Source organism: Streptosporangium amethystogenes, from assembly GCF_000721075.1.
Lineage (GTDB): Bacteria > Actinomycetota > Actinomycetes > Streptosporangiales > Streptosporangiaceae > Streptosporangium > Streptosporangium amethystogenes.
Genome location: NZ_JOEQ01000015.1, coordinates 272,527 through 298,044 on the forward strand (window position 1 = coordinate 272,527; position 25,518 = coordinate 298,044).

Below are 25,518 nucleotides of genomic sequence, written 5' to 3' on the forward strand. Positions count from 1 at the left end.
ACGGGCCGGCCGAAGGTCGCGCCAGGTTCGGGATCCGGAGCCGGGTACTGCTCGGCCGCTCCGTACGGCGTCCTGGAAAGTATTTGACGATATGGAAACTAGAAAGTACTTTCCAGGTAGGAAAGAAGGAGGGCCGACCCATGGACGTCACCCCCGAGGAAGCCGCGCGGTCGCTGGCTCAGGTCCACGAGACGCAGCACAGGGTCCTGCGCGCCGCACCGCCGATGTTCCCCGCCTGGTATCCGGTGGCGGTCTGGACCTTCGTCACCGGAATGCAGTTCGTCACCGAGATCACACCCGCCTGGTGGTTCTGGATCGCCGTGACGGCCCTGTCGGCCGGTCTCGCCGTCGCCGTCCTCAAGTTCGTGAGCGACGTCAGGAACGCGAACCTGCGCCCGCACTCCTCCATGACGGATCCATGGGCATGGGTCGGCTTCACCGCCTGGGTGATCATCACCGGTCTCGCGGGCGCCGTGCTGGCGTTGTGGTTCAAGGAACTCGGCCTCGCCTACCCGCGCACCGTGATGGGTGTGATCATGACCGTGGTCGTGGCGGTCACCGCGCCGCTGCTGGCCCGGTGGATGTCCGCGCGGACCGCTCGGCGGGCGGAGACGCCGAAGCGATGACGTCGCGACTCGACCCGGCGATCCACGCGCCGACCCGGCTGCGGATCGTCTCCCTGCTGGCCGCTGCCGAGGAGGCCGAGTTCGCCTTCGTACGCGACAACCTGGGCGTCAGTGACTCGGTGCTGTCCAAACACGCGAGTGCCCTGGAGGCGGCGGGCTATGTGAAGATCCGCAAGGGATACGTCGGCAAGCGCCCCAGGACGTGGTTCAGCCTCACCCGCGAAGGACGCGCGGCCTACACCGGTCATGTCGCCGCGCTCCAGGCCATCGTCGCCCGGTCAGGTCTCTCGGTCCTTCCCGACTGAGGAGGAACTCGCGGGGGCCGGGTTGCCGAATGCGGCCCCGGTAAGGGGTCCCGAGAGCAGTGGGCGGGTTGTCGATCGCTGTCGGATGTGCCAGGTCTCCACGAGTGATCTCCCAAGTCTTGACGAAGGCCGCTTCTGCGGGACCACGTTGGGTTGGGCTCGCCCGACACGGTCTTCCGGTCGTGCCCGATGTCAAGTGAACGGCCTGGTCGCAGGGCGGTGAGGCGCGATGAGTTGGCTTGTTGTTCTTGGTCAGCGGCGGCCCGGGAGGTTGCGTCCACGGAGGTGGTGTACGAGTTTCCCCGGCTCCTAGCCGGCTGAGCGGTGAGTGTCCGCCTGCTCGGATGGTGCTGTGGCTGCGCCGATGCCGCTGTCCAGGATGTCCAGTGCCCGCCCGACCGTGTCGGTCAGGGTCACGGCGATCTGCTCCGGCGTGCGGCCCTCGCTCCGTAGTCGTGTCGCCTCGTTGATCATGGCGGTGACGGTGGTCAGGATGAAGGCGGCGATCGCGCGCGCCGCAACGGGTCCCAGATGCGCGGGCACCCGGTCGGACAGGATCGCCGCCAGGTCCTCCTGGTAACGGCTGCCGCGTAGCTGCAGCGCGTCCAGCAGCGCGGGACTGTTCCGGATGATGGCACCGACGCCGGCGAGTCGCTCGTCAACCGCGGTCCGTGGATCTTCGTGGTCCGGCGCCTCCGGTACCTCGGACAGTCCGGCGAGCATGCGCGGCAGCTCGTCCTTGAGGAATTCCGGCAGTGGAGTGCTCAGGGGGAGTTGGTCGATCATGTCGATCAGGTCGGCCTCCACCGGGCGGTGCCAGGCCAGGAGGAGGTCCTCTGGCAGGCGATCAAGGTAAGTGTCGGGCGGGTCCGCCCCATTACCTCGGCCTTTCCCTTCATTCCTCGGCTGACGGCAAGCCGGTCCAGGAGGCCGCCGGGTGTCGTGTTTTGACACCTCTTATGGGTAACCGCTATCTATTAGCCAACCGTTAGGGGGCGACATGCAGGACGCGGTGCTGGCGATGCTCGCCAAGGAGCCGTCGCACGGGTACCACTTGCACGCTCGGCTGCGGCGCAGTCTCGGCCCGCTGGGCGAGTCGATGAACCGCGGCCAGATCTATGTGACATTGGCCCGGTTGGAGCGAGCGGGGCTCGTTGTCTGCGAACGGGCCGACGGCCTGCCCGAACGGCCGGAGCGCAAGGTCTATGCGCTGACACCGGCCGGGCAGCAGCGGGTGGCCGCCTGGCTGGCCGAGGTGGGCTGGCCGAAACCAGACCTGGCGGAATTCCATCTCAAGCTCGCCGCTGCCGCCGCGGCCCGGCTGGCCGACCCGGTGGAGCTGGTGGCGGCGCAGCGCCGTGAATTGCTGCGCCGCTTGCGTGAGGCGCAGCGGGCGGCGCTGGCCGAGCCGGTGGGGTCGGGCGCCGGCCTGCTGCTGGAAGGGGTCGTGCTGCGGTTGCAGGCGGACCTGCGCTGGCTGGATGCCTGTGAGCGGGCCTGGTCCAAGGTCGATGACGAAGTTGAGGGTGGATGAACGTGTCGAGCGCCGCGGTCCGGGCCTGTGGCCTGGTGAAGACGCATGGTCAGGGGCAGAGTCGGGTCCGCGCGGTGGACGAGGTCGACCTGGAGGTGCCTCAGGGACAGATGCTGGCGGTGATGGGGCCCAGCGGCTGCGGGAAATCCACTCTGCTGCATCTGCTCGGTGGCCTGGAGCGGCCCACCGATGGAGAGGTGTGGGTGGCCGGGCGGCGGATCGACCCGCTGAGCGAGCGAGCTCTGGCGCGCATGCGGCGCCGGTCGGTGGGGTTCATCTTCCAGGCCTTCCATCTGGTGGAGGAGTTGTCGGCGGCCGAGAACGTGGAACTGCCCGCGCTGCTGGCCGGGCGCTCGCGCCGCCAGGCCAGGCGGCGCGCGAGCCTGCTGCTGGAACGGGTCGGGCTCGCCGACCGCGCCCGGCACCTGCCGTCGCAACTGTCGGGCGGGCAGCGTCAGCGGGTCGCCATCGCCCGTGCGCTGGCCAACGACCCGCTGGTCGTCCTGGCCGACGAGCCGACCGGCAACCTCGACACCACGGCGACCCTCGACGTGCTGCGGATCTTCGAAGAGCTGCGTGCCGCGGGGCAGACCCTCGTGATCGTCACGCACGACGAGCGGGTCGCGGCCACCGCGGACCGGCTGATCTCGATGCGCGACGGGATGTTCGTCGACGACACCCGGCTGGCCGGCACCGGCACCGGATGGCTCGGCGACCTGATCGGGCTGGAGGGCTGAACGTCATGGGCTCCGTCATGCTCGTCGTGCGACTGGTGCTGGCTGACGTGCGCCGGCACAAGGTCCAGGCCGCGATGCTCCTGCTCGCGGTCACCGCGGCAACCGCCACCCTGGCGTTGGGCCTGTCCCTGCGCGGCGTGAGCGACGCGCTGTACGAGCAGACCCGCGCGGCCACCGCCGGGCCGGACGTGGTGGCACTCTCCCCCGCCTCCGGCCCGGCCGTGACCCCGGCCCTGACCTCACTGGCGAACGAGCCCGAAGTCATCGCCCACCATGGCCCCTATCGCATCGTCTACGCCGACCTCACCACGCGCGACTCCACCTCGTCCTCAGTGGTGGTGCAGGGCTTCGCCGAGACGCCCGGCGCGGTCAACCGGCCGCTGGTGACCTCGGGTCGTTGGGTACGCTCCGGCGGCACGGTCCTCGAACGCGGTTTCGCCACCGCGCTGGGCGTCGGCGTCGGCGACCACGTCACCATCGCCGGCCGGTCGTACCCTGTCGTCGGGATCGCTGTCACCGCGGCCACCTCCATCTACCCCTGGGCGGCGCAGATCGGCCCGTACGGCGGCGGGAGCGACTACAGCGGCCTGGCCTGGATGACCCGAGCGGACACCCGGACACTGGCATCGTCCCAAGATCTCCCGGTGACCATGGCCCTGGACCTCAAGCTACGCGACCCCGCCGCCACCGAGGCCTTCCGCGACGCCCACCGCGACTCCACCATCTGGATCAACTTCCACTCCTGGCAGTTCACGGCCGAACAGGACATGGTCATCCTCAAGGACAGCCGGCCGATCCTGGTCGTCGGCAGCTGGCTGCTCAGTTTCCTGGCCGTCACCGGAGTGGCGGCGCTGGCCGCGGGACGCGCCGTCGAGCAGACGCGCCGGGCCGGGCTGCTCAAGGCCGTCGGCGCCGCCCCGGGTCTGATCGCCGCCGTCCTGCTCACCGAGTACCTGGCGCTGGCGCTGGCCGGCGATGCGCTGGGGCTGGTGATCGCCCGCCTGGCCGTGCCCGCCATCGCCAGCCCCACCGCCAGCCGGATCGGCGACGCGGCCGGGGTGACCGCCGCCACCGTCGCGGCGGCGACCGTCCTCGCCGTGGCGGTGGCGGTGCTGTCCACGCTGCGTCCCACGCTGCGGGCCAGTCGTACCGCGACCGTCACGGCGCTGACCACCACCGCGCACCAGCCCCGTCACCGACCCTGGCTCACCGCGCTGTCCGCGCTGCTGCCCACGCCGTTCCTGCTCGGGCTGCGGCTGACCGCCCGCCGGCCCGGCCGGGCCGTGCTGCAGGCGTGCTCCACCGCCACCACAGTGATCGCGATCGTCGCCCTGCTGACCCTCTACGCCCAGCAGGAGAGGGGCTACGGCCTGGATGGCTCGTCCACCCTGCCCAACCTGCGCGGCGAGCACGACCGCCGGCTGATGCTCGCCGTCACCATCCTGCTGATCGCCCTCGCCGTCGTGAACACCATCACGCTCACCTGGACCACGGCCATGGAGGCCCGGGCGAACATGGCCATCGCACGTACGCTCGGCGCCACCCCAGGGCAGATCACCGCGGGACTGTCCACCGCCCAGCTCCTGCCCGCGCTGGCCGGCGCCGTCATCGGCGTCCCTCTGGGCATCGGCCTGCTCTCGCTCTTCGCCGCCAGGAATGCGGCGGAACCCCCCTCCTCCTGGCTGCTCGGCGCCGCACTCGCGACTCTCCTGGCGACGGCGGCACTCACCGCCCTGCCCGCGCGCCTGGCGGCCCGCCGGTCCGTGGCACAGACCCTCAGCGCCGAAACGGCGTGATCAGCCCCGCCCGGCAGGCGTCGGCAGCACCCATGGCCGGTATTGAGTCGACGCCTGGAACCTGACGGCTCCCCGTCCGGCCGGTTGGATGCGCTCATGTGTTCGGTCGGACAGCCCCTGCCTGGGCTTTGCGGGCGAGCAGGTGAATCTCCTGGAACTGCCGCCGGTCGGTGGGCTGAGGCTCGCGAACCATCCGGGCCACCTCGGCCAACCCGGACTCGCGCAGCATCGCGGCGAGGTGATCAGGCCACCACCGATAGGCCGGCGCGACTGCGTGATCGAAGACCTGCGTCGGGTGAGACGGGTCATCGCTTGCCGAAAAGCCGACCAGAAGGTGGCCGCCGGGTGCCAGCACACGATGGAACTCCGCCAGGATGACGGGGAGTTCCTGCGGCGGAGTGTGGATGATGGACCAACGTGAGAGTACGCCGCCCAGCACGCCGTCGGCGATGTTCAAAGCGGTCATCGAACCCACGTCGAACCGCAGGCCCGGATAGGCCTGCCGAGCCAACTCGATCATCGCAGGAGAGGCGTCGACACCAAACGCCGCCAGCCCCAACTCCTCTAGACAAGCGGTGATATGGCCAGGCCCGCACCCCAGGTCCGCGACCTGACCGTCCCCACTCGCACGTACGACCTCGGCGAAGGCACCCAAGATCGCGCGGTCCAGGGGCCTGTCACGCAGCTCGTCGCGGAACAGTTGCGCATAGGTGGGGGCAACGGCGTCGTAAGCCTCGAGGGTGGCACTGAGGGCATCGTGTTCGACCATGCTCGCGACAGTAGTTCCTGGCGCCGAGGTGAGCCGAGAGAATCACGATCCTCCCTCCCGTCCGTTCGCCCGGGCTATCGCCGGTTCAGGGAAAGCTGCGGTCGCTGCCCACTTCTTCGAGTTGATCCAGTTCGGCGGTCGCCCAACGTCCCTCGATGAGGGCCAAACGCCCGCTGGTGCGCAGCAGGCTCATCCATCGGCGCAGCGCCTCCTTGGGGTCGGGCAAGGTCCACTGCCTGCTCATGCGGTGCGAGTCGCGACGACGCGGTTCTTGGGCAACCGGCGGGCGATGCGTCCGCCCTGCTCTCAGCCGCTCCTGGGCGACGCGGTGGTCTCGGCGTGGCCAGGGAGGCCGACGGCTCCTCACGTCCGTGACAGGAGCGCGCCGTAGCTTGAGCGGATGGCATCAGAGGCCGAACATCGGGCGGCAATCTGTCATCCCGTCAACCCTTACCGGCTGCCGGTTCTGCTGAGTCCATTTCTGCCTGGTGAGCCGTAGACGATCGGACATGACGACCTCGTCACCGCGGGCATCGACTGAGACGCCGTCGTGCTCGTAGCCGAGCTTGCGGGACACGCCCTGAGAGGCATGGTTGTCCTGGAATACCTCGGTACGCGCAGCATGTGCGTCGAGGTGGTCGAAGGCCAGGGTGAGCAGACCGACCCGAGCCTCGGTTCCGTAGCCCTTGCCCTGGTGTTCGATGCCCAGCCACGCGGACGTTGTGACCTCCCGGACGACCAGGAAATCGCGCGCTCGAAGCGTGACCACGCCAAGCGGTCGGCCGTGGCGGAAGACCCCGAGTCCGAGCCGCCACGCTGCCACGCTCCATCCTGCGAGCTGGCTCCAGTGTTCCTGGAGCACAGACCGTGCTCGATCCTCGGGACCGCCGTCGGTCCACGGGGTCAGGAACGGGCGCTCGTCTGCCCGGTGCACGCCCTTGCCTGCGAGATTTGCGAGTGCCGCCAGTTCTTCCTCGCGCGGCAGGCGGAGTTCAAGTCGTGGTGTGAAGATGCTCAGGCCGTATTGGGGCCACAGGTCAGCAAGCACAGGCCAGATCATTACGACTCAGTCCATGCCATACAACTGAATTACTGTCGAGATCGGGATTGTCATCGGCATGTCAGCGCATCGCCACTGTGCGCGACCTTGCCCGGTCGAGCCGCGGCAGGCCGTTGGTGTTCTTGTTGGAGCCGCGTTGCCATGGGTGGCCGGGGCGCAGAAGTAGACGGGCATGTCGGCGGCGGCGGAGAACCCGCGGTGGCGGCCCACATCGCTGCCGGCGTGTGGCGACTCGATCAGATGGCCCTTTAGTGCCGACGTGCCGGTAAAGACCGACACGTCATCTCATCAAGCCTTCTGTCGAGTTTTTGTGAGTAAAACCATATGTAGTAAGAATGTCATGTTAGTAGGCTCGCCGGCCGAGGTGGCAGCCTCGAATTCCGGGCTTAGTCCAAGTTTGCGAGAAAAACTCATAAGCCTCAAAACAGCTGAGAACCGCCCAAAATCTTCCATCTCAATCGCCGTGCGCGAGTAACTGTGGCCGGAATCTGTCACTCCACCTGCATTCGAGGTCTTGCGCCCCCCTGGCATCAATGATTAGCTCACTTACATGACAGGCGCGCCAACGTGTATGGCGAGTGAAATTCAGGTTGAATTAATCGCGATTCGTCCACGCTAGGTCTGATCCAGATCCTGATCATCGGCGACGTCGCCGCCGGACTGATCTGAACTGCTCGAACAAGGCGTGAACAGGGGGCAATGAGGCCCTCTCATGCCATCTCCCACCTCATCGGTCGACATTCCCTCTCGAAATTGGACCGTTCCAACCTGTCGGAACAGATCAACGGCGGCATGAATGCCGCCCCGTGCCCCCGCATGTCGAGGATCCCTTTCCCGCTCGACGCAGCACCGCAGATCGCGCGTTTATTAACGAGAACCTTCATGTGACCGCCTGGGAATTCAATGCACCACGTCTGAATTCTCGTCCAAGCGCGACCACATGGACGTTTTCGACGTCGGATCATTTGGAGGCTCCTCCGTGACGAGTTCGCTTTCCGATGTCCAAAGTTCCCTTCCAGAGCCGACGACCGGCGAAGGCTCCCGGTCACCCACGCCGGGCCTCACCGCGGCCTTCGACCCCGAACGTTTCCACGACGGCGCCGTGGACATCGTCAGCCGCCTGACGACGTACCTGGGGGACCGGTCGGTCCGGGGACTCGACCTCCTCGATCCGGCGGTGCTGCTGAAGGCCGCCCGGGAACTGATGACCCCGGAACGGCAGCGCATCGCCGACTTCGACGCCGACCGGGTGAACCAGATCGTCGACCTGTACACGGGGACCGGCATCCCGGTCTACTCACCCGGCTACCTGGGACGGCAGTTCTCCGGCGTGGTGCCGCTGGCCAGCCTTATCGACCTGGTCGGCTCGGTGGTCAACCAGCCCTCCTCCTTCTATGAGGCCGGGCAGCTCCCCAGCGTCGCCGAGCGGCTCATGGCCGAGGAGCTCAACCGTTTCATCGGCTGGGACCGCGACCGGTTCGCCATGGTGACGACCTCGGGGGGCTCCCTGGCCAACCTGACCGCGCTGCTGGCCGCCCGCAACCGCGCCTTCCCGCACATCTGGACGCGCGGCGCCGCCGGCATGTCGGGGCCCCCGGCCATCGCGGTCAGCGAGGAGGTCCACTACAGCGTGGCCCGGGCGGCCGGGGTGCTCGGCATCGGGGAACGGCAGATCGTCCGGCTCCCGGTCGACCGGGCCGGGCGGATCCGCTCCGATCTGGCCGGCCCGGTACTGGACGAGGCGTACCGGCGCGGTCTGCGCCCGTTCTGCCTGGTGGCCTCGGCCGGGACCACGTCGATGGGCGCCTTCGACCCGCTGGAGGAGCTCGCGGCCGTGGCACGCCGGTACGGGCTCTGGCTCCATGTGGACGGGGCGCACGGGGCGAGCCTGCTGCTGTCGGACCGGCACCGGGACAGGCTGCGCGGCATCGAGCAGGCTGACTCGCTGACCTGGGACGCCCACAAGATGCTGTTCATGCCGGCGCCGTGCACGCTGCTCTTCTACCGCGACGGTACGGCGGCGCGCGGCGCGTTCCGGCAGCGCGCCAGCTACGTCTTCGACGAGGAACCGGACGTCTACAGCGCCTACGACAGCGCGGACAAGAACTTCGAGTGCACGAAACGCCCGATGATCATGCCGCTCTGGACGGTCTGGTCGGTCTACGGCCCGGCGCTGTTCGCGCAGAAGATCGACCGGCTGTGCGCGATGGCCCGGCAGGCGTACCGGATGCTCGCCGCCGAGCCGGACTTCGCCGTGGCGCACGAGCCGGAGTCCAACATCCTGTGCTTCCGGTACCGGCCGGACGGCCTGGAGGAGGCGACCGTGCACCGGCTGCAGCTGGAGATCCGCAACCGGATCCGGGGCGGCGGGCGCTTCTTCATCTCCAAGGTCGACATCGACGGGGTGGCGGCGCTGCGAATGGTGGTGATGAACCACCTGATCGACGCCGACCACCTGGCCATGCTCATCGCCGAGATCAGGGACATCGGGCAACGGGTGCTGCGCGCGAGCGCCACGGCCCGGCACGACCAGCGGAATGGGAGTCATTCATGACCATGACGGATGTGGACATCGCCGCCTCGATGGAGCTGGCGGCACGGCTGATCCCCGAGGAGGAGCTGCGGCCCCACTCGGTGGACGACGTCACCCGGCTGCCGTCGTTCGCGGAGAAGCTGGAGGAGTGCGGGCGGCTCACCGGAGTCCCGTACTGCGAGTCCCCGCTCGACCTCCAGAACGCGCTGGTGTTCCGCCGGCTTCAGCAGCTCGTCGGCATCGCCCTGCTCAACCCGCTGTGGCGCGAGCGGCTGCACTACTTCGGGATCCGCAGCGCCCCCGCCGACATGTCCGAGTGGGAGCGGATCCCTCTCTCGGACAAGACCGTACAGCGGGACATGTTCATGGGCGCGCGGGCCGGGATGGTCGTGCCGCTCGGCCACGGTGGGTTCGAGGTGGTGGCCAGTGGCGGCACCGGTGACGGCATGCCCCTGGAGATCGTGTACTCCCTGCGGGAGCTGCGCGACACCTACCGCATCGCCGGGGCGTTCATGGGCGCCTACCAGCTCGGCCGCTACCTGCGCGGCCCCGCGCCGCGCTGGCTGTTCACCACCCTGGCCGACTACCAGATGTGGAGCAGCGGGACCATGGTCGGCGGCGTCCTATCCCACGTCCCGGGGGTCAACTACATCGGCGCGGGACCGGTGAGCGCGCCGGTGCTGGAGCACATGTTCTCCTACCCGGGCCCCAAGGCGCTGATGGGCATCACCGCCGGCATCGCGCTCCTGCCCGAGCTGGGCGCGGGCCTGCCCCAGCACGCCAGGGCGAGCTTCCGGGTCGCCATGTACGGCAGCGGCTCCCTGCCGCAGCGCAAGCGCGACGAGCTGCAGGCCTTCTTCCCCAACGTGTCGATCCTCAGTTACTTCGCCGCGACCCAGGCCGAGTGCGTCGGGCTCCAGCTCGACCACACCTCGCCGGCGCTCTCCGCCGTGCCCGGGCTGCACCTGGTGGAGATCGTGGACGAGCACGGCCGTGCCGTCGCCGAAGGCGAGGAGGGCGAGCTGGTCGTCACCCGGCTGCACGCCGACGAGACGCCGCTGCTCCGGCTCAAACTCGGCGATCGGATGATCCGCCGCCCCGCCCTGAACGGGCCCGGGCTGCGCACCGAGCGGTTCGAGTTCGCCGGGCGCACCGCCGACGTGCTGCACCTCAACGACAGCCAGTATTCGGCGACGCTGGCCTACGCGGCGCTGCGCGGGCGGCTGCGCTCGACGGCCGGCGTCGACCTGGACCTGGTCGCGCACGAGGTCCAGTTCCACAACCACCGTGAGGACCGGACCCTCACCCTGCTGGCGGCGGTGGACGACGCCGAGGGCACGGCCGCGGCCGTCGAGCAGTCCCTCGGCCCGAGCGGGACGCGGCAGCTGTTCACCCAGGCGCTGCCGAGCTCCCTGTCGCTCTTCAACGACCGGGAGGCCAACGCGGCGGCCATCGAGCAGACCGGATACGGGTTCCGGCTGGTGTTCGTGCCACCCTCCTCACCGCAGATCGAGCGGACCACCGTCGGCAAGACGCCGCTGGTCAGGGACCGGGGCTGAGCACCTGACGGCCCGTATGCCCGAATGACATCCGACAAGGGAGGATCGATGAAGGACAGGATCAGCATCGTCGTGATGGTCGACGCCGTCGGGGCGTTGTCCGACCGGACGCTGCACAACGGCAACCTCTCACTGGTCGACGACAGCTCGGCGGGGAGCAGGCACCAGGGGACCCCCGACCTCGTCACGGTGGTGGTCCCGGGACAGGTCGTCCAATGGACGCCCATCCACGTGGACGTGCAGACTCCGGTCGAGATCAAGGCCATCGAGTTCCTGTCCGGTGCGGCCGCCCAGCCCCCGGCTGACCAGACTGTGCCGGCGTACCCGGTGGAGCCCTCCACCGTTCCGGCACCCGCCGCCGTGTCCGGGGAGGGGGTCGACGCCACGGGTTCCAACGGGCACGAGAACTACGACCTCCTGGTGTGGGAGGGCGTCGTGCCCTACGACATGACGCCCGGTGTCCCGTACCGGTACCGGATCTCCCTCCAGCTCCACGAAGGACCCAACAGCGTGCTGCACATCGACTCGCCCGCGCTGCTGCGCGTGTGAGCCACGTTCTGCGAAAGGCGGTTTCATGGCCCAGCAACACGGGATCATCGTGCTCTTCGACGTCGAGAACGCGCTCCGGACGCGGTCGCTCGACGGCAACACGTACTGGTTCGACAACATGAAGTTGCTCGGCTCGGTCGGGGTGGGCACCGAGCAGCTGGTGACGATCGTGCCCGGCACCCATTTCCTCGACGGGTCGCAGGCGACCGAGCAGGTGCTGAACTGGTTGCCCGCGGCGCTGGGGTCGATCCCCCCGACGGTGCCGCGCAACTACCTGGCCGAGCAGGAACGCGCCGACGACCGGCGCACGCTGGAGGAACTGGCCGCGCTCGGCAGCGCGGGCAGCGTGAGCGACGCCGATCTCAAGCGGCTGCAGCGGCGGGTCGGCAAGCGCGCCCGCAAGTCGGGCAGCGGGCGCGGCCTCACCGAGGCCAAGCTGCTGGACGTCACCGGCAAGACCACGACCAGCCCCGGCGCGTACAACTATCCGGCTCCGGTGATCACCGATATCACCGGCCAGGCCGTCAGCGAGAAGATCATGTACCCGGCCCAGTACGGGTCGCCCGACATGATCTACGACGGCTGGTACTGGGCCGCGACCGTGGACACGAGCCGGCCCGGGGTCTACCCGTACACCATGCACGTCCAGCTGCACGAGCTGGTCGAGCAGGACGACGAGCTGGTCTGGCAGTCCGTGGACCTGACCTGTCAGTCCAGTCTCAAGATCATCAACGATCCGAAGCGCAACGGGTTCACCGGCGCCGGACTGGGCGTGCTCCCTCTCCCGTCCGTCCCGGCCGCCGGCTGACCCGGCCCGAGCCGGAGCATTCTCGACTGGAGGAGCAGCATGCCCCCGAGGAACAGACAGTCCGAACGCCAGCCCGCCCGGCCCGTCCGGCCCGTGACGATCACCGCGGTGGTCGACCCCGTGGCCGCGCTGGCGTCGGAGAACCTGGACGACAACCTCTACTTCTATGACACCAACAAGGCCGCGGGATCCACCGGTTTCGGCACCCCCGAGCTGCACAGCCGGGTTCGCAAGGGCGACACCCTGCTGTGGAACGTGATCCCGCTGGAGTGCGAGACCTACGTGGCCCTCGCCGACATCGAGATCGACCCGCGGATCGCCGAGCCCACGCGGAAGGTGTATCCCGGCACCGACATCGTGTTCTGGACCGCCGAGGTCAAGCAGGACCTCACCGAACCGGTCCCGTACCGGCTTTCGTTCCTGCTCGGCACCGTCGGCACACCGTTCACCCCCACCGCCCGACCGGCCCTGGCCGGTCCCGCCAACGAGGGAAAGGGAGGCCGATGACCCAGGAATACGCGGCTGCGGACTTCGCCGATCGTGGTCAGCTCAACTCCGTCCAGCTGAACGTGGTGACCCTCGTCGACATGGAGAAGGCCGCCGCGACGAAGTCCCTGGACGGCTGCCTCTACATGATGGACAACAGCGTCGGCGGGGTCGGGCAGGGCACCGACCAGCTGGAGACCATCTGCAAGCAGGGGCAGGTGATCAACTGGATCATCCGCCCGATCGACATGCACCGCCGTACGGACGGCACCTGGCCCCCGATGCCGAAGATCAACAACCTGGTCTTCCTCGACATCGAGAAGGGTGACGAGGACGACGTCGCCGAACGCCGGATCATGACCGAGCTCAAGATCTACGGCGCTCCCGACCGGATGCGCGACCAGTACACCGCCGTCTACTACTACTGGGCCGGGGCGGTGATAAGCGAGGCCCGGCCGGGGCTCTACCGCTATCGGTTCGTCCTGGAGCTGGAGAAGGAACACGGCACCGACAAGCTGTACCTGAACTCGGCCCACTATCCCGCCCTGCGGGTGATGCCCGTCTGACGGTCTTCGAGGCCGCGAGCGTGGTGAGGTGAAAACGGAGGTCATGGTCGCCACCCGATGGCGACCATGACCGACCGGTACGCGCAAGACGGTCGTCATCGGTGCGGGGGAGCCGGGACCAGCGCCGGTCCCGGGGCAGCACGGGTCCGGCGTGTCCGGGACATGCCGGACCCCGGCGGCCTTCCGGCCAGGAAGGCCGGAGCACCAGGCGGTGTGCTCGACCGGGAGCGTCCCGTTCTCCGTACGTCGCAGGTCGGTATTTGATCCAGTGCATAGGGTAATCGCCGCACGTCAATCGGGGGCATGCGCGGATCGCCGGGCTAGCATGATCCAGACGATACCCGACCGCGCAGCGAACGGATCCGCCCATGACGACCACCATCACCGTGATCGGCGGCCCGACGGCCCTGCTGGAACTCGGCGGGCTGCGCATCCTCACCGATCCGACCTTCGATCCGCCGGGAGACCACCCCGCCGGGCCGCTCACGCTCACCAAGACCATCGGCCCGGCGCTCTCCCCGGCCGACATCGGCCGGGTGGACCTGGTACTGCTCAGCCACGACCAGCACCCCGACAACCTGGACAGGCTGGGCCGCCAGATGATGTCCGCCGTGCCGCTGACCCTGAGCACGCCCGAGGCCGCCGCGCGCATCGGGGTCACCCCGATGCACCCCTGGCAGCACCACGACGTCGGCCGGGTGCGCGTCACCGCCGTTCCCGCCCTGCACGGCCCACCGGGATGCGAGCCCATCGTCGGCCAGGTCACCGGCTTCGTGCTCACCGGTGACGGGCTGCCCACCGTCTACGTCAGCGGGGACAACGCCTCGCTGGAGTACGTGGAGCTCATCGCCGGGCGGTTCCCGGTCGTCGACATCGCGCTGCTGTTCGGCGGCGCCGTCCGTACGCCCATGATCGACGAGCGGCTCACCTTGAACGCCGCCGAGATGGTGATCGCCGCGCGCCTGCTGAAAGCCCGGCAGGTCGTGCCGCTCCATGTCGAGGGCTGGAGCCACTTCACCGAGAGCCAGACGGACGTGCACGCCGCCTTCTCCGAAGCCGGCCTCGACCACCTGCTCGTTTCCGCCACTCCGGGACGGCAGGTCCCCCTGGGACCCGCACGGTCAGGTGCCCGGTGATGCCGCCGTTCGTATGTGCCCGGCGCCTCCGCTGAGCTGAAGGTGCACGAGCCGGGCCGGGTGACTTCTGGCAGCTGCACCGGTGGAGCGCTCACCGCGGCCAGGTGCGGGCCGCGTTCACCACGCACCCGTAGGCCCGGTACCGGCTACGGGCGGATGATTCCGGCTGCGGCGAGTTCGGGCAGGCGATAGCGGGTCATCGGCGCGGTTGATGCTCCGTTCCTCGGCGGAGGTTGCGAATGCTCGGTCCTGCCTTCCTGATGCCAGGACCGAGGTGGATCTGGGAACATCGTATTAGGCGCCTGACCTGGAGCTACTTCGAACTCGCGGGTGAGGTGGCATAGGCTTCCAGAGCCTGATGGATCAAGCCGGTCCCGTTCACCGTCGTGGCGCCTGTGGTAGGGCCACAGGGCGCTGCGGGAGGAGGTGTCGATGTCCGATCCGGTGCCGTGGCCGTTCAGGCTGCCGGTCGTGCAGGCTCCCATGGCCGGTGGGGCGTCCACGTCCGAACTGGCCGCCGCCGTGTCCGAAGCCGGCGGTCTGGGGTTTCTCGCGGCCGGCTACAAGACGACCACGCAGATGCGCCAGGAGATCAAGCGGACGCGTGAACTCACGTCCCGTCCGTTCGGGGTGAATGTGTTCATGCCTACGGCCGACGACGTCGATCAGGCTGAGCTCGACGCCTATGCGCGGGTCATCGAGGGGGAGGCGCGGCGGCTGAGCACCACGTTGGGAGTCCCGCGCGGGGGCGATGACGATTTCACCGCCAAGGTCGCGGATCTGCTGACGGATCCGCCTGCGCTGGTGGGTTTCACGTTCGGTTGTCCGGAGGACGAGCTGATCCAGGCGTTCCGCCACAGGGGGACCACCGTGGTGGTCACGGTGACGTCGGCGGCCGAGGCGCGGCTGGCTTCGGCGGCAGATGTACTGTGCGTCCAAGGTGAGGAGGCGGGAGGCCACCGCGGGTCGTTCACCAATGCGGACGTCGAGGCAATGAGCTTGGAGCGCCTGCTGTCCCGGGTACGGGAGGTGTCACGGCTGCCCCTCATCGCGGCCGGCGGTTTCGCCTCGGCCGCCGACGTCTCCCGGGTCCTGTCCGCGGGAGCGGTCGCGGCCGTGGCGGGCACTGCTTTCCTGCTCTGTCCCGAGAGCGGCACCGGTGTGGTCCACCGTGCGGCGCTGACCGACCCCGGCTTCACCCGCACCGCCGTTACCAGGGCCTTCACCGGACGTCCGGCGCGCGGCCTGGTCAACCGATTCATGACGGAGTACTCCAGCCGGGCACCCGCGGCCTATCCGCAGGTGCACCACCTGACGGCACCGCTGCGGCGCGCCGCAGCGGTCCGCGGGGACGCCGAGACGCTGCACCTGTGGGCCGGGACCTCCTGGAACCGGGCACGGAACACACCGGCGGCGAACATCACCGCGGACCTGGCCGCGATATGACGATGAGGAGACCAGGGCAATGAGTTCCGGGTCACGCCCCCGAGTGCAGGAACGCCGCCCAGGCCGACGGCTGCCCTGGCCGGGCCGCGCGCATGCGGCGGGTGGCCGTGTGCAGCGCGAGCGCGCCGGGGATCCGGACCTGCGCCTCGACGGTCAGGCGGACCTCGCGATGGAAGTCGGCAGCCATCGCCGCCGCGACCTGGTCGCCGATCTCCCACAGCGTGGCCACGGCCTGGGCGTAGCCGGCCAGTTGAAAGGCGGAGGCCAGGTGGATCGCCTCGTCGGCCAGCCTGGCGCCGCCGCGTGCGGTCGCGCAGGCCGAGAGGTAGGCCAGCTCGGCGTCGTCGAGGTCGAGCCGGCTGATCTCGGTGACGCTCAGGGGCCCGTCGTGTAACAGTAGGCGGCTCGCCGACGGGTCGTACGGGTCACTGCCGGCATGACAGGCGAAATGCGCGACGGTTGCCTCGGGCAGCGCGGCCAGCACGGCGGCGCGCGATGCCTGCGCGCCGATCAGCGCCAGGCCCCGGAGCCCGGCGGTGACCTCGACGGCCTCGCCCGCCGTCTCCGGCAGCGCGGCATGGCCGGGGGTCTGCGGCATGGCCACGGTCAGGCCGGCGCGGCGGGCCGGCACGGGACGGGAACGGCTGTGCAGCAGGGCCCGCAGGGTCGGCGTGTACGAGGACACCACCCGATCGAGGACCGACGCGCCCGCGATCGTGTGATGCCCGGCCGCGTGCAGCGGAAGGGAGTTGAGCGGCCCCGTCGGCGACCACCACAGGCGGGGCCACACCCCGCCCTCGGGCGACCCGGTGAGACCCAGCTCCGTCAGCACCGGTTCGGCCAGCACGTCCCACAACCAGCCGAGGGTGTCGAGCAGCACCTGCTGTGCCTGCCTGCTCAGCGGACCGGGACCGGCCTGCACGGTGGCGATCGCGGCGTGGAACGCCTCGGCCTGCTCGACGAGCTCGGCGGCACGCAAGCCCGGTAGCGGCACCAGGCGCACGCCGTCGGCGCACAGGGCCAGCGCGTCGCAGCGGCGCGGATTGACATTGACGGTCACCACCGGCCCTTCGGCGGCGACTGGCCTCAGAGCGGGCATGCCCAGCGGCAGCGGCATCAGGAACCGCCCGAACTCGGGCAGAGCCTGGATCCGGCCGGCCAGCTCGCTCGATTCCCCGGCCAGGTCACGCAGACGCGCGAATTCTTCCGGCGTCGGCTCATGGCCTGGGTCGGAGGCCACTGCGCGTATCCGCTCGCGCAGGGCGACGAAACGCTCGGCCAGATCGGAGTCGGCCGCCCGCAGGTTCGCCAGCTCCCTGCGGGCGTTGATCGCGCTGGAGAGCAGCAGCGCGCGGCCGTCCTCGAGCGCTTCGAGCGCCGCCGGCACGTCGTTTCGGGCGATCGCGGATATGACGTTGTCCGAGGAGAGGCGGGCCAGGCCGCTCGGCCGCAGGTCGTCCTCGTCCGGGGAGACCATCCCTGCCGCCGTGGCCCGTAACCGCGCCGCTATCCCCCACGCCATCATGAGCCGCGCGGCCTGTCCGGGATCCGCAGAGACGACGCGGCGGGTCAGGTCGGCGGCCTCCTGATAGGCCGTTTCGTCGTGAGCGAGTTGGTACTGCTGGAACAGCGTGTGGGCGAGGGTCTTCAGCGTCGCCGTGTGCTCCGGGTGCCCCTCCGGCAGGGCGGCGAGCCGCTCACGGTTGCGTTTCAGGGTGTCCTCGATCAGCGCGAGGAGCTCGAACGGGGACAGCAGCGTGTTGCTCAGCGTGAACATGTCGGCCGCTGCTCTGGCGGGCAGGTGGAGCGTGCTCGTCAACGACGGCAACATCTCCATCGTCTGGGAGAGCAGGGTGATGATCTCCTCGACCTGCCCGGGCCCGCTCGGCTCGCCGAGCCGGGGCCGCAGCAGGGCGAGCCGCGTCATGGTCTGGTGCAGCATCAGCGCGGAGCGTTCGGGACTGTCGTCCGGCAGCTCCCGCAGCACGCGTTCGTGCAGTTCGAGAAGCTCGTCGAGACTCGCCGTATCCACGGGCGTCTGCGGTGACTCGGCCGGGGCGAGGATTTGCGTCAGCATCGCGTCGAGCCGATCGTCGGGGGCCAGGTGACGGGATCGCCGCTGTACCAGCTCGAAAGCCGTTTTATCCAGGTCGGTGCCGGAGGGATCGCGCAGGAAACTCGCCATGAGGTCCATGAGCTGTGCGAAGTGGTCTTGCCCGTGGGACGGGGCGACGCCGATCATCCGGGTGGTGACGGCGAGCCAGTTGTCGGGTTCGTCTGAGGCGTCGCCGCTGGTGGCCGGGATCACCCGCCGGAACAGGTCGGTTATTTCGGTCATGCGGCGCCACGCCTCCGGGCTGAGAGCGACGGTGGGGGCGGGGACGGGCTTCGGCCTCCGCATCAGCTCGGCCCTGGCCAGCAGTCGCAGCCGGGCGCGCCGTTCGGCGGTGTGCCCGGGCGTCTCCTGTACGGCTCTGCCGATGGCGGCGACGGCCTCGTCGAGTACAGCGGGATCGGCCTCGCCGGTGAAGTCCATCTGAAGCAGCAGAGAGGAGCCCAGATCGGTGAGGACCTGCGGAAGATTCTCGGCCGCCCCCGTCGCCGTCTCCACGGCGAGCCGGAACAGGTCGATGGCCTCGGTCAGCATGGCCGTGTCCCGAGACGCGATGGCCTTGGCCCGCACCGCCAGGGCCAGGCCGTTGGCGCAGCGGGCGTGGTTCCGGTGCTCCCGGGGAGTGCCCTGGAACGACTGCCTGAGCACCGCGACGGCCTCGTCGATGTTCGGCGGCTCGGGGCTCTCCTCCTCCGGTACCAGCGAGTCGTTCAGCAGGAGCGCGTACCCGAGATTGCACAGGACCAGCGCGTGGGAAGGGTGATCGGGTGGAAGGTCGTGGGCGGCCCGGCGCAGCAGCCCGACCGCGGTCTCGCCGTCGAGGCGGTGCTGGAACCGGGTGAAACGTTCGAGTAGGAACATGGCAAGGTTCGACAGCGCCTCGGCGAACGCGTGCGCCCGCTCTTCCCCCACCGGCTCGTTCGTGCCGAACGCTTCGGTGAACGAGGCCCGCACCTGGTCAGGCAGGGCGTCCGGCCCGGCCAGGTAGATGGGCGTCAGCAGGACCACCGCCCGGCCCCACGCCTCCTGGCCCGGTGCGCCGGGCAGGACTGCCGCGCGCAGCCAGTGCAGCAGGCCGACTGCGTACAGCACCTCCTGGTCCGCGCCCTCCGGCGTGGCGAGGAATTCGAGCAGCCGCTCGGCCTCGGCCAGGGCCTCGGGGTCGAGGACGCCGGCGGCGTCACGGACGCCCGACACCGAGGCGAACCGGGCGCGAAGGGCACTGAGTAGTTGGTCACGCATCGTCGCCTCGCAATCAGGTGGCCTTTCTGAACCTCTCGCTGACCGTCTTTCCGCGTCCCGGCCGGATCGGCCGGGTCTCGTCGTCGAACCGCTCCAGCAGGTCGTCCAGGTAGACATCCACGGTGGCCTCGACCAGTTCGGTGTACACCTCGGCGGCCACCCTCGCCCGCCGCCACGCGACGAGCCCGGTGCACAGCCCGACGATCACGCTCGGCCACCACACCATGCCGAGTGCGGCATACAGCGCGGCCCACCCGCCCAGGGCGGTCGCCTCGTCGAAACGCTGCCTGCTCTCCGTGAGCGGCTCGCGCGCCGAGTCGGGCAGCAGCAGCCACAGTCGCGGCCAAGCGGCGGCCAGGTCCACGCCATACTGCTTGCGCACCCTCGTCGCGGGGGCGTGCAACCGGTCGCCGATCCAGGTCGGCCGGCGTGGCTCGGTGAGCGCGACCGCGTTCCTGGCCTCGGCGAGTTCACCGAGGCGGCCGTGCTCACCCTCCTCCTTGGCGTCCCGGTACTCCTGCCTGAGCTTGTTCCAGGCCCGCTTCCGCCGCTCGGTGAGCGCCCTCGCCAGCGGGCGCGCGAAGACCGGCCACCGCCCGGTCAGCAGGTGCTCGACGGGCGTGCCGAGCGCTCGCGCGACGAATCCGGCCGCCGCTGACACGGCGAGCAGGGCGGCCAGCAGCACCATGGTCCGTGCCAGGTCGGACTGCTGCCGGTCGCCGAGCAACGCGGTGAACTCGATCGACTTGCGCCACAGCAGTCCGGGGTCCGCCCAACTCCGGTGCCCGAGCACCACCGCCGTCGTGGCGACGGCCGTGAACACCAGTCCGGGCAGTACGAGCAGCGCGACCCACCGCTCCGCGACCTTTTTGCCGAGTTCGGCGAGAAAGCCCGTCATGCCGCGATCTCAGTCCCCGGCCGAGAAACGCAGGGCCTGCTCGTGGATCTCGCAGTTGGGCAGTTCGGCGTCGGCTTCGCGGCGTTCGACGCGGGCGCAGGTGCCCATGGGGCACACGTAGCCGCCGACGACCAGGCTTCGCTCGGAGTCCAGCGGCGTGGGCAGCGTGGAGCGGTTGGATCCGCGCTCTTCCGGCTCAGGTCCGGCCCCGATGCCCAACTGAGGCAGGAACCGGTCGATCGGCTCGCCGCGACGGGCGGCCTGCAACGTCCGCGCCACGACCGCGCGGCGCTCGCTCGACGCGGGGCCGCGCAGCAGTATGCGTAATTGCGGCAGGGCGGCGCAGAACACGGCCAGCGCCTCCTGGTCAGGCTCAACCGTCACGGTTACCTTCCCGATGCGACCCTCGACTACGAGAAAGATCATAACCGGGTGGGGCGACGTTATTGGATATTTTAAAGGTGACATTTACGGACATAGTGATACAAAGAAGTAAGTCGCGGCATTATCTGACGCTTTCAATCCGTAGGTTCCTACTGCCAACGGCCAAATGCGTATGGCTCAGGCATAAAGTGTGTGAGACATCCACGGATGGCGATAGAGGGCTATGTCCGGGACTGATCGCGATCGAGTGACGGTACGCGTACGAATTCGGCCGCTCGATGAGCGATCAAGGACAAGGCGCCGGCGCCTGCGTGTCGAGCAGTGCCACCAGGTCGTCGGCGGACTGGCCGATCGGCTGGGACGGGTCCCGGCCAAGAAGAACGGCAAGCTCAAGGGCGAGCAACCCAAACTTCCCGAGCCCGCCGAACGCCGGATCCGTAGTATTTGGGATCTGGCTGGATGCTTAGGCAAGCTGGTTGCCTTGATGCTGGCAACCGCTTTGACTATGCTGAGTGAAACGGAACGAGCTGCTTAGCCGGATGGCTCGCGTGGCCAAGCGGTACGGCTTCGAGTTCTCGAAGACGCCCGATGTGCATGGTGGCAGTCATGACAAGTGGTATGTCCGAGGAGATGCGGTCATCGTGCCGCGTCATGCTGAAGTCAACGAGTTGACGGCCAAGGGCATTCTCAAGGAGTGGGACACACTACTCGCCGAAGCTCACCAGGACATGAGCAAGGATGACGAGGAGGAGGCCAGGTGAACGAGTTCCGGGTCACGGCCCAGCGGTCCGGTGGCTGGTGGGCGCTGGAGATCGAAGGGCCGGGGTTGCGGCGTCCGGCGCATACTCAGGTGCGGCGGCTCGATCAGGCCGAGGAGACGGTACGCGATCTACTGGCCCTTCGCTTCGACGTCGACGACCCGGCCGTGACCGCTTGGCAGATCACGGTGGTTCCCGTCCTGGGGGAGGAACTCGCCGCGGAGGTCGCGCGGACCAGGGAGATCCGCCGGGAGGCGGACCGGTTGCGTGACGACGCGGTCAGTCGTTCACGCGAGGCCGCGCGCCGTCTGCACGAGCAGGGGCTTCCCCATCGGGACATCGGCTTGCTACTCGGCGTGTCCCACCAGGCGGTCAGCAAGCTCCTCGCCGGTTAGATCGACACTCACGAGCCAGAACCGACGGATGCCTTCCGGTGTTCGACAGGATGACGGGAAGGACGCCGGGAGAGCGGGTTCCGGGTCACCTGGCTCGCCGGTGTCCAGGAGATTTTCAGCAACGGCGCCCGCTGCCCGGCCGGTGCTGGGAGAGGTGGGTCGAGATCGACCGGGGCGTTCAACCGGTCTCGGTTGGAGTCGGGTGGTGGTCGGTCCACTCGCGCAGGCGGGCCAGGCCGGGGCGGAGGTCGGGGAGGGGTGGGAAGGTCAGGCGGGTGCCCGTGGGGGTGGGCAGGGCGAAGGCGACGGCCTTGCCGGGGGTGGCGGTGGTGTGGATCGTGGTGGCGTAGACGTGACAGTGGCCGTGTGAGAGCCGGTGGGCCAGCAGCAGGCCGCGGCCGTTCTCGGCGAGGAGTGGCAGGCCGATCTCGGTCACCGAGTTCAGCAGGTTGAGGATGATGATGATCTCGTGCGGGTCGGGGTCGCTGTCGACGATCTCGCACCAGGTGGGGACGCCGTCCAGGTGGTGGATCCGTAGTTCGTACGGCGGGCGGGCGTGTTTTTCGGCGTTGGCGGCGAGTTCGGCCACGATGAGTTCGGCGGAGTCGATGTCGTCGCCGGGCAGGTCGGCGTTCTGGAGCACCTCCCGGACGACGGCGCGGGCGCGGCGCGAGGCGGAGCCGGGCCGCAGGACTTTCACCAGCGCGTGGAGGTCTCCGCCGCCGTATTCGTGGTCCGCCGATGAGGCCGGGTTTTTGGCGGGGTGGCCGCCGGCACTTAGGGGGAGGCCGCCGAATGGCTGCATGGGCACGCTCCGTTCATTGTTGATGACCGTGAGCGGTAGAGAACACGACGGAGGGCGGGAGGTGGAATCCGTCCCGCCCTCGTTTGGTACGACGGCCAAAGATCATGGCCGCGCTGGTCGGCACCTGGTCGTTTCCCGAGGCCTTCGGTATCACGATGAGTCCACTGTGGAGCTTCCCGGCCGGCGTGGGTGACGGGCCTTCCGCGTCTACGAGGCCAAGGGGATGGCTGTTGTCGCCGGCGCTGATGTCACCGCGTCGCATGTGCCCGGCGCACCTCCGCTGAGCTGATGGTGCACGAGCCGTAGCTGGGGGAACGGGCCGGACGATCTCATGATGATGCCGTAGCCTCCTGGGCGTGACTGATGAGGCCGTGCAGGGACAGGTGCTCGTACAGGGAAGGATCACCGGCAGCGAGCTCGAACAGGTCGTGAAGGCGTTCGGCCTGGGGCAAGCCCACCGGGTGATGTTTCTGCCCTCGGGGATGATGAACCGCAACTGGTGCCTGGAGACCTCGGAGGGCGTGTTCGCCCTCAAAGAGATCGCCGATGTACCGGTGCCGAAAGCCCGCCGGAGCCTCAACGTCCTCCAGGCGCTCGCGGCCGGCGGCTTACCGGTCTGTGCCCCGCACCTCACCGCGTCCGCGGACACCGTGGCCGAGATCGACGGCCGCAGCTATTGCCTGCTGCCCTGGGCTGTGGGAAGTCACCGCGCCGGCACCGAGCTGGACGTGGGAGAAGCAGCCGAGCTCGGGGCGCTCCTCGGGCGGATCCACCGTGAGTTGGCCGCGCCCGGCACGGGTTTGGAACCGGTAGTCGAGCGACCCCGAGCGAAGGTGACCCGGCCGGAGGCCGCAACAGCCGAAGCCGACCGGTTTCTGTGTGCGATCGTCGGACTGGAGGTGCCGGAGCCGTTCGACATTGCCGCAGCCGAGGCGCTGGAGCGACGCAAGGCGCTGATCGCCGCTCATGCCGCGCAACGGCCTGTGGACGAGGTACCACGGGGGCCGTTGGGTTGGACCCACGGCGACTTCCAGCCGCTCAACGTGCTGTGGGAGGCCGGGAGGGTCACGGCGGTGCTCGACTGGGACCGGCTTGCCGTTCGCCCTTACGCCGAGGAGGTCGTCCGTACCGTCCAGGTGCAGTTCACCGTCGACGACGGCCGATTGGACCTGGAGCGGGTGTCGGCGTTCACCGCCGGGTACCGGAGCGTGGTGTCCATCGCCGATGAGGATCTGGAGGATGGCGTCGAGCGGCTGTGGTGGAAGCGCATGACCGACTTCTGGCAGTTGCAGTGGCACTACGACAAGAATGATCACGGGCCTGATCGGCTGTGGGTGTCGGGCGAGCGGCTACTGCATTGGTGGAGCGCTCACCGCGACCAGGTGCGGGCCGCGTTCACCACGCACCCGTAGGCGCGGTCCTGTCTTTATACCGCTGTCCCTTCGCGGGTCGTTCAAGCGGCGAATGTATGACTTGATGCCAGGGGTTCTCCCGTTTCCACGCCGGCCGAGGGCTCCGAGGATGGGCCCCAGCCGGGTAGGGCTTCCGTACCCGCCGCTTTCGCTTCGCGGAGCGGATGCGGGGGAACCACGGGGCCTGGCCGGGCGGGGGTATCTCTTACCTGCGCGTCGCAGAACGGATGGCGGGGGTCGTGTCCGCAGCCGGGGCAGGCGGTGCCGTCGGTGATGTCGGCGGCCAGCTTTCTGAGTACGTCGTCGAAGCGGCGTAGATGCTCGTAGTCGCCGAAGGTGGGGTCGCCGACGAACTTGGCGCAGTAGTCGGCGATGGCCAGTGGGGCGTGCCGGGTGAGGGCTTCGGCGATTCTTTTCAGTAGCCGGGAGCGTAGCCAGGCTGGGGCGCGGCGGTAGTGGTCGGGCAGCTTGCCGAGGAGTTCGGCGGCCATTCGGGACAATTCTTCCGGGTTCGCCGCAGGCGTCGGTGCGGTGCCCGGCCCCTTACGGTCCGTAGGCTCGCCTACGGCGAGAAGAGGTGGGTTTTCGTTGATCTTCTTGGGGTTCTGGTCTTCTTGCTTTGCTGGTCTTCTTATGCGGGTGGGTTTCCCCGCGTTGGTTTTCCCGTCGTAGGTCGTGACCTGGGGGTTTACGGTGTTCGTGCTGGTCGGGGCCAAGGGCGGGTTTTCCGGCGTGGGCTGGTCGAGGGTGAGTCGTGGTGACCAGGGGTCGCAGATGATGTAGGTGACGTCGCCGAGTCTGCCGTCGCGGCCCCGTTCGCGTTCGCGCACCAGGTAGCCGTAGGTCTCCAGTTCGCCGATGGCGGTCCGGGCTGAGTCTCGGCCGTCGGGGGCGGCGCAGACGATGGTCTTCTCCGAGACGCGGAAGCCGGTCGCGTGTGAGGTCAGCCAGGCCAGCAGGCCGCGTGCCTTCCATGACAGCCGCAGGTCACGGATCCAGAGGTTGGATATCTGGGTGAATCGGTCGGAGGGTGGCTTCGCCTGCCGGATGCTCATCGTCCGCCCTCCGAGACCGAGGAGACGATCGCCTGGCGGGGGAGGGTGTTTGATATGGGCGCGGGCGCGCGGGTACAGTCGAGCACGGATCTTTCTCCTGGTGAAGCAGGGTGGATGGATCAAGGCCCTGAGACGGTGTTGGTAGCACCGACTTGGGGCCGTCTTTTTTCTTCGGGTGACCGGTTCGCTCGCGACCTTCCGGGCATCGTGGCACGGTTTGTCGTTCGGGCTCGCCGATTTTTCGGCAATCCCCAATGAGCTGGGCCGACGCGCCTTTTTTAGCACACAGCACTCCGACGTTTCCGCTGCTCTTGGAACATCTCCGAGTGTTGTATCCGGCACCCGCCGTCCAGCGCTTGGCCGGCCCGCGCTGGAGCGGGGTGTTCGGCTGAGGTTCGTCGTTTCATGGGTGGGGTTGTTCGGTCTACTCGTGGAGCCGGGCCGGTAGGGGCTGCGGCCGTTCTTGGCGAGTGGTGGCCGGCCGATATGAGGTCGCTGTGCCGGTGAAGCCGCAGGGGTGGCTGGGGTGGTCGTTTGGTGGTCGTT

The 25,518-nt window shown here is 68.9% G+C and carries 25 protein-coding genes and 1 pseudogene; 16 read left to right on the top strand and 10 right to left on the bottom strand.

The window, feature by feature from the left end; genetic code table 11:
- The first annotated feature begins 140 nt into the window (after positions 1-140).
- Positions 141-626: a hypothetical protein gene (locus IG98_RS0122940; RefSeq protein ID WP_030915657.1), complete on the top strand. Its 486-nt coding sequence runs from the start codon at positions 141-143 to the stop codon at positions 624-626.
- On the top strand, positions 623-931 hold the full coding sequence (locus tag IG98_RS0122945) for a winged helix-turn-helix domain-containing protein (protein ID WP_030915660.1): 309 nt from the start codon (positions 623-625) through the stop codon (positions 929-931). Before IG98_RS0122940 ends, IG98_RS0122945 begins: the two co-directional genes overlap by 4 nt.
- 309 nt (positions 932-1,240) lie before the next feature.
- Here the strand turns inward: IG98_RS0122945 and IG98_RS0122950 are convergent, their stop codons facing one another.
- The gene (locus IG98_RS0122950; protein ID WP_030915663.1) at positions 1,241-1,738 is read right to left on the bottom strand and encodes a hypothetical protein; all 498 of its coding nucleotides are present in this window, start codon (positions 1,736-1,738) and stop codon (positions 1,241-1,243) included.
- 193 nt (positions 1,739-1,931) lie between these two features.
- Here IG98_RS0122950 and IG98_RS0122955 point away from each other — a divergent pair, with 193 nt between their 5' ends.
- From IG98_RS0122955 to IG98_RS0122965, 3 genes are read left to right on the top strand one after another with little or no spacing between them, the layout of a single operon-like run.
- On the top strand, positions 1,932-2,465 hold the full coding sequence (locus IG98_RS0122955) for a PadR family transcriptional regulator (RefSeq protein ID WP_030915666.1): 534 nt from the start codon (positions 1,932-1,934) through the stop codon (positions 2,463-2,465).
- Entirely contained in the window at positions 2,462-3,202 is a 741-nt protein-coding gene (locus IG98_RS0122960; RefSeq protein WP_030915669.1) for an ABC transporter ATP-binding protein, read from the top strand. Before IG98_RS0122955 ends, IG98_RS0122960 begins: the two co-directional genes overlap by 4 nt.
- Positions 3,203-3,207: 5 nt before the next feature.
- Entirely contained in the window at positions 3,208-4,998 is a 1,791-nt protein-coding gene (locus IG98_RS0122965) for an FtsX-like permease family protein (RefSeq protein ID WP_030915672.1), read from the top strand.
- A gap of 94 nt (positions 4,999-5,092) precedes the next feature.
- Here IG98_RS0122965 and IG98_RS0122970 read toward each other — a convergent pair whose 3' ends face one another.
- The 4 genes and pseudogenes from IG98_RS0122970 to IG98_RS54890 form a co-directional block, all read right to left on the bottom strand.
- Positions 5,093-5,767 carry a class I SAM-dependent methyltransferase gene (locus IG98_RS0122970; protein WP_030915674.1) on the bottom strand — a complete coding sequence of 225 codons (675 nt, stop codon included), beginning with the start codon at positions 5,765-5,767 and terminating at the stop codon, positions 5,093-5,095.
- 85 nt (positions 5,768-5,852) lie between these two features.
- Positions 5,853-6,011, bottom strand: a complete 159-nt coding sequence (locus IG98_RS50745; RefSeq protein ID WP_157594465.1) for a hypothetical protein — start codon at positions 6,009-6,011, stop codon at positions 5,853-5,855.
- 162 nt (positions 6,012-6,173) lie between these two features.
- The gene (locus IG98_RS45150) at positions 6,174-6,815 is read right to left on the bottom strand and encodes a GNAT family N-acetyltransferase (RefSeq protein WP_084195570.1); all 642 of its coding nucleotides are present in this window, start codon (positions 6,813-6,815) and stop codon (positions 6,174-6,176) included.
- Between the two features lie 112 nt (positions 6,816-6,927).
- Positions 6,928-7,046: pseudogene (locus tag IG98_RS54890) on the bottom strand (IS30 family transposase); the annotation flags it as partial.
- Between the two features lie 760 nt (positions 7,047-7,806).
- Between IG98_RS54890 and IG98_RS0122985 the strand changes: the two are divergent.
- From IG98_RS0122985 to IG98_RS0123020, 8 genes are all read left to right on the top strand, one after another.
- On the top strand, positions 7,807-9,381 hold the full coding sequence (locus tag IG98_RS0122985; protein WP_157594466.1) for a pyridoxal phosphate-dependent decarboxylase family protein: 1,575 nt from the start codon (positions 7,807-7,809) through the stop codon (positions 9,379-9,381).
- Positions 9,378-10,919 (top strand): phenylacetate--CoA ligase family protein, encoded by a 1,542-nt coding sequence (locus tag IG98_RS0122990; RefSeq protein WP_030915683.1) that lies wholly within the window; start codon positions 9,378-9,380, stop codon positions 10,917-10,919. Before IG98_RS0122985 ends, IG98_RS0122990 begins: the two co-directional genes overlap by 4 nt.
- Positions 10,920-10,967: 48 nt before the next feature.
- The gene (locus tag IG98_RS0122995) at positions 10,968-11,468 is read left to right on the top strand and encodes a hypothetical protein (protein WP_030915687.1); all 501 of its coding nucleotides are present in this window, start codon (positions 10,968-10,970) and stop codon (positions 11,466-11,468) included.
- 25 nt (positions 11,469-11,493) lie between these two features.
- Positions 11,494-12,276 (top strand): hypothetical protein, encoded by a 783-nt coding sequence (locus tag IG98_RS0123000; protein ID WP_030915690.1) that lies wholly within the window; start codon positions 11,494-11,496, stop codon positions 12,274-12,276.
- 39 nt (positions 12,277-12,315) lie between these two features.
- Positions 12,316-12,783, top strand: coding sequence for a hypothetical protein (locus IG98_RS0123005; protein ID WP_030915696.1), 468 nt, complete (start codon positions 12,316-12,318; stop codon positions 12,781-12,783).
- Entirely contained in the window at positions 12,780-13,328 is a 549-nt protein-coding gene (locus tag IG98_RS0123010; RefSeq protein ID WP_030915699.1) for a hypothetical protein, read from the top strand. The genes IG98_RS0123005 and IG98_RS0123010 overlap by 4 nt, the downstream gene beginning before the upstream one ends.
- A 368-nt stretch (positions 13,329-13,696) precedes the next feature.
- Positions 13,697-14,464, top strand: a complete 768-nt coding sequence (locus IG98_RS0123015) for an MBL fold metallo-hydrolase (RefSeq protein WP_051752689.1) — start codon at positions 13,697-13,699, stop codon at positions 14,462-14,464.
- Positions 14,465-14,896: 432 nt separating this feature from the next.
- Positions 14,897-15,910, top strand: coding sequence for a nitronate monooxygenase (locus IG98_RS0123020; protein WP_030915705.1), 1,014 nt, complete (start codon positions 14,897-14,899; stop codon positions 15,908-15,910).
- A gap of 31 nt (positions 15,911-15,941) precedes the next feature.
- Here IG98_RS0123020 and IG98_RS47195 read toward each other — a convergent pair whose 3' ends face one another.
- The 3 genes from IG98_RS47195 to IG98_RS0123035 are packed head-to-tail and all read right to left on the bottom strand — an operon-like array spanning position 15,942 to position 20,547.
- On the bottom strand, positions 15,942-19,265 hold the full coding sequence (locus IG98_RS47195; RefSeq protein WP_030915708.1) for a CHAT domain-containing protein: 3,324 nt from the start codon (positions 19,263-19,265) through the stop codon (positions 15,942-15,944).
- Between the two features lie 13 nt (positions 19,266-19,278).
- Positions 19,279-20,163 carry a hypothetical protein gene (locus tag IG98_RS0123030; RefSeq protein WP_030915711.1) on the bottom strand — a complete coding sequence of 295 codons (885 nt, stop codon included), beginning with the start codon at positions 20,161-20,163 and terminating at the stop codon, positions 19,279-19,281.
- A 9-nt stretch (positions 20,164-20,172) separates the two neighbouring features.
- A complete protein-coding gene (locus IG98_RS0123035; protein ID WP_030915715.1) occupies positions 20,173-20,547 on the bottom strand; it encodes a hypothetical protein in 375 nt (124 codons plus the stop codon).
- Positions 20,548-21,095: 548 nt separating this feature from the next.
- Here IG98_RS0123035 and IG98_RS0123040 point away from each other — a divergent pair.
- On the top strand, positions 21,096-21,308 hold the full coding sequence (locus IG98_RS0123040; protein ID WP_211264060.1) for a hypothetical protein: 213 nt from the start codon (positions 21,096-21,098) through the stop codon (positions 21,306-21,308).
- Entirely contained in the window at positions 21,305-21,700 is a 396-nt protein-coding gene (locus IG98_RS0123045; RefSeq protein WP_030915719.1) for a hypothetical protein, read from the top strand. Before IG98_RS0123040 ends, IG98_RS0123045 begins: the two co-directional genes overlap by 4 nt.
- A 178-nt stretch (positions 21,701-21,878) precedes the next feature.
- Here IG98_RS0123045 and IG98_RS47200 read toward each other — a convergent pair whose 3' ends face one another.
- Positions 21,879-22,505, bottom strand: coding sequence for an ATP-binding protein (locus tag IG98_RS47200; RefSeq protein WP_051752693.1), 627 nt, complete (start codon positions 22,503-22,505; stop codon positions 21,879-21,881).
- 356 nt (positions 22,506-22,861) lie between these two features.
- Here IG98_RS47200 and IG98_RS0123055 point away from each other — a divergent pair, with 356 nt between their 5' ends.
- Positions 22,862-23,917: a phosphotransferase gene (locus IG98_RS0123055; RefSeq protein ID WP_211264061.1), complete on the top strand. Its 1,056-nt coding sequence runs from the start codon at positions 22,862-22,864 to the stop codon at positions 23,915-23,917.
- A 41-nt stretch (positions 23,918-23,958) separates the two neighbouring features.
- On the opposite strand, the gene IG98_RS47205 is transcribed toward IG98_RS0123055, so the two are convergent.
- Positions 23,959-24,972 (bottom strand): helix-turn-helix domain-containing protein, encoded by a 1,014-nt coding sequence (locus tag IG98_RS47205; RefSeq protein WP_051752695.1) that lies wholly within the window; start codon positions 24,970-24,972, stop codon positions 23,959-23,961.
- Positions 24,973-25,518 lie beyond the last annotated feature (546 nt).

Coding starts and splice junctions, on each gene's coding strand:
- IG98_RS0122940 (WP_030915657.1), top strand. CDS start 141: ATGGACGTCACCCCCGAGGAAGCCGCGCGGTCGCTGGCTCAGGTCCAC.
- IG98_RS0122945 (WP_030915660.1), top strand. CDS start 623: ATGACGTCGCGACTCGACCCGGCGATCCACGCGCCGACCCGGCTGCGG.
- IG98_RS0122955 (WP_030915666.1), top strand. CDS start 1,932: ATGCAGGACGCGGTGCTGGCGATGCTCGCCAAGGAGCCGTCGCACGGG.
- IG98_RS0122960 (WP_030915669.1), top strand. CDS start 2,462: ATGAACGTGTCGAGCGCCGCGGTCCGGGCCTGTGGCCTGGTGAAGACG.
- IG98_RS0122965 (WP_030915672.1), top strand. CDS start 3,208: ATGGGCTCCGTCATGCTCGTCGTGCGACTGGTGCTGGCTGACGTGCGC.
- IG98_RS0122970 (WP_030915674.1), bottom strand. CDS start 5,767: ATGGTCGAACACGATGCCCTCAGTGCCACCCTCGAGGCTTACGACGCC.
- IG98_RS50745 (WP_157594465.1), bottom strand. CDS start 6,011: ATGAGCAGGCAGTGGACCTTGCCCGACCCCAAGGAGGCGCTGCGCCGA.
- IG98_RS0122990 (WP_030915683.1), top strand. CDS start 9,378: ATGACCATGACGGATGTGGACATCGCCGCCTCGATGGAGCTGGCGGCA.
- IG98_RS0122995 (WP_030915687.1), top strand. CDS start 10,968: ATGAAGGACAGGATCAGCATCGTCGTGATGGTCGACGCCGTCGGGGCG.
- IG98_RS0123000 (WP_030915690.1), top strand. CDS start 11,494: ATGGCCCAGCAACACGGGATCATCGTGCTCTTCGACGTCGAGAACGCG.
- IG98_RS0123005 (WP_030915696.1), top strand. CDS start 12,316: ATGCCCCCGAGGAACAGACAGTCCGAACGCCAGCCCGCCCGGCCCGTC.
- IG98_RS0123010 (WP_030915699.1), top strand. CDS start 12,780: ATGACCCAGGAATACGCGGCTGCGGACTTCGCCGATCGTGGTCAGCTC.
- IG98_RS0123015 (WP_051752689.1), top strand. CDS start 13,697: ATGACGACCACCATCACCGTGATCGGCGGCCCGACGGCCCTGCTGGAA.
- IG98_RS0123020 (WP_030915705.1), top strand. CDS start 14,897: ATGTCCGATCCGGTGCCGTGGCCGTTCAGGCTGCCGGTCGTGCAGGCT.
- IG98_RS47195 (WP_030915708.1), bottom strand. CDS start 19,265: ATGCGTGACCAACTACTCAGTGCCCTTCGCGCCCGGTTCGCCTCGGTG.
- IG98_RS0123030 (WP_030915711.1), bottom strand. CDS start 20,163: ATGACGGGCTTTCTCGCCGAACTCGGCAAAAAGGTCGCGGAGCGGTGG.
- IG98_RS47200 (WP_051752693.1), bottom strand. CDS start 22,505: ATGCAGCCATTCGGCGGCCTCCCCCTAAGTGCCGGCGGCCACCCCGCC.
- IG98_RS47205 (WP_051752695.1), bottom strand. CDS start 24,972: ATGAGCATCCGGCAGGCGAAGCCACCCTCCGACCGATTCACCCAGATA.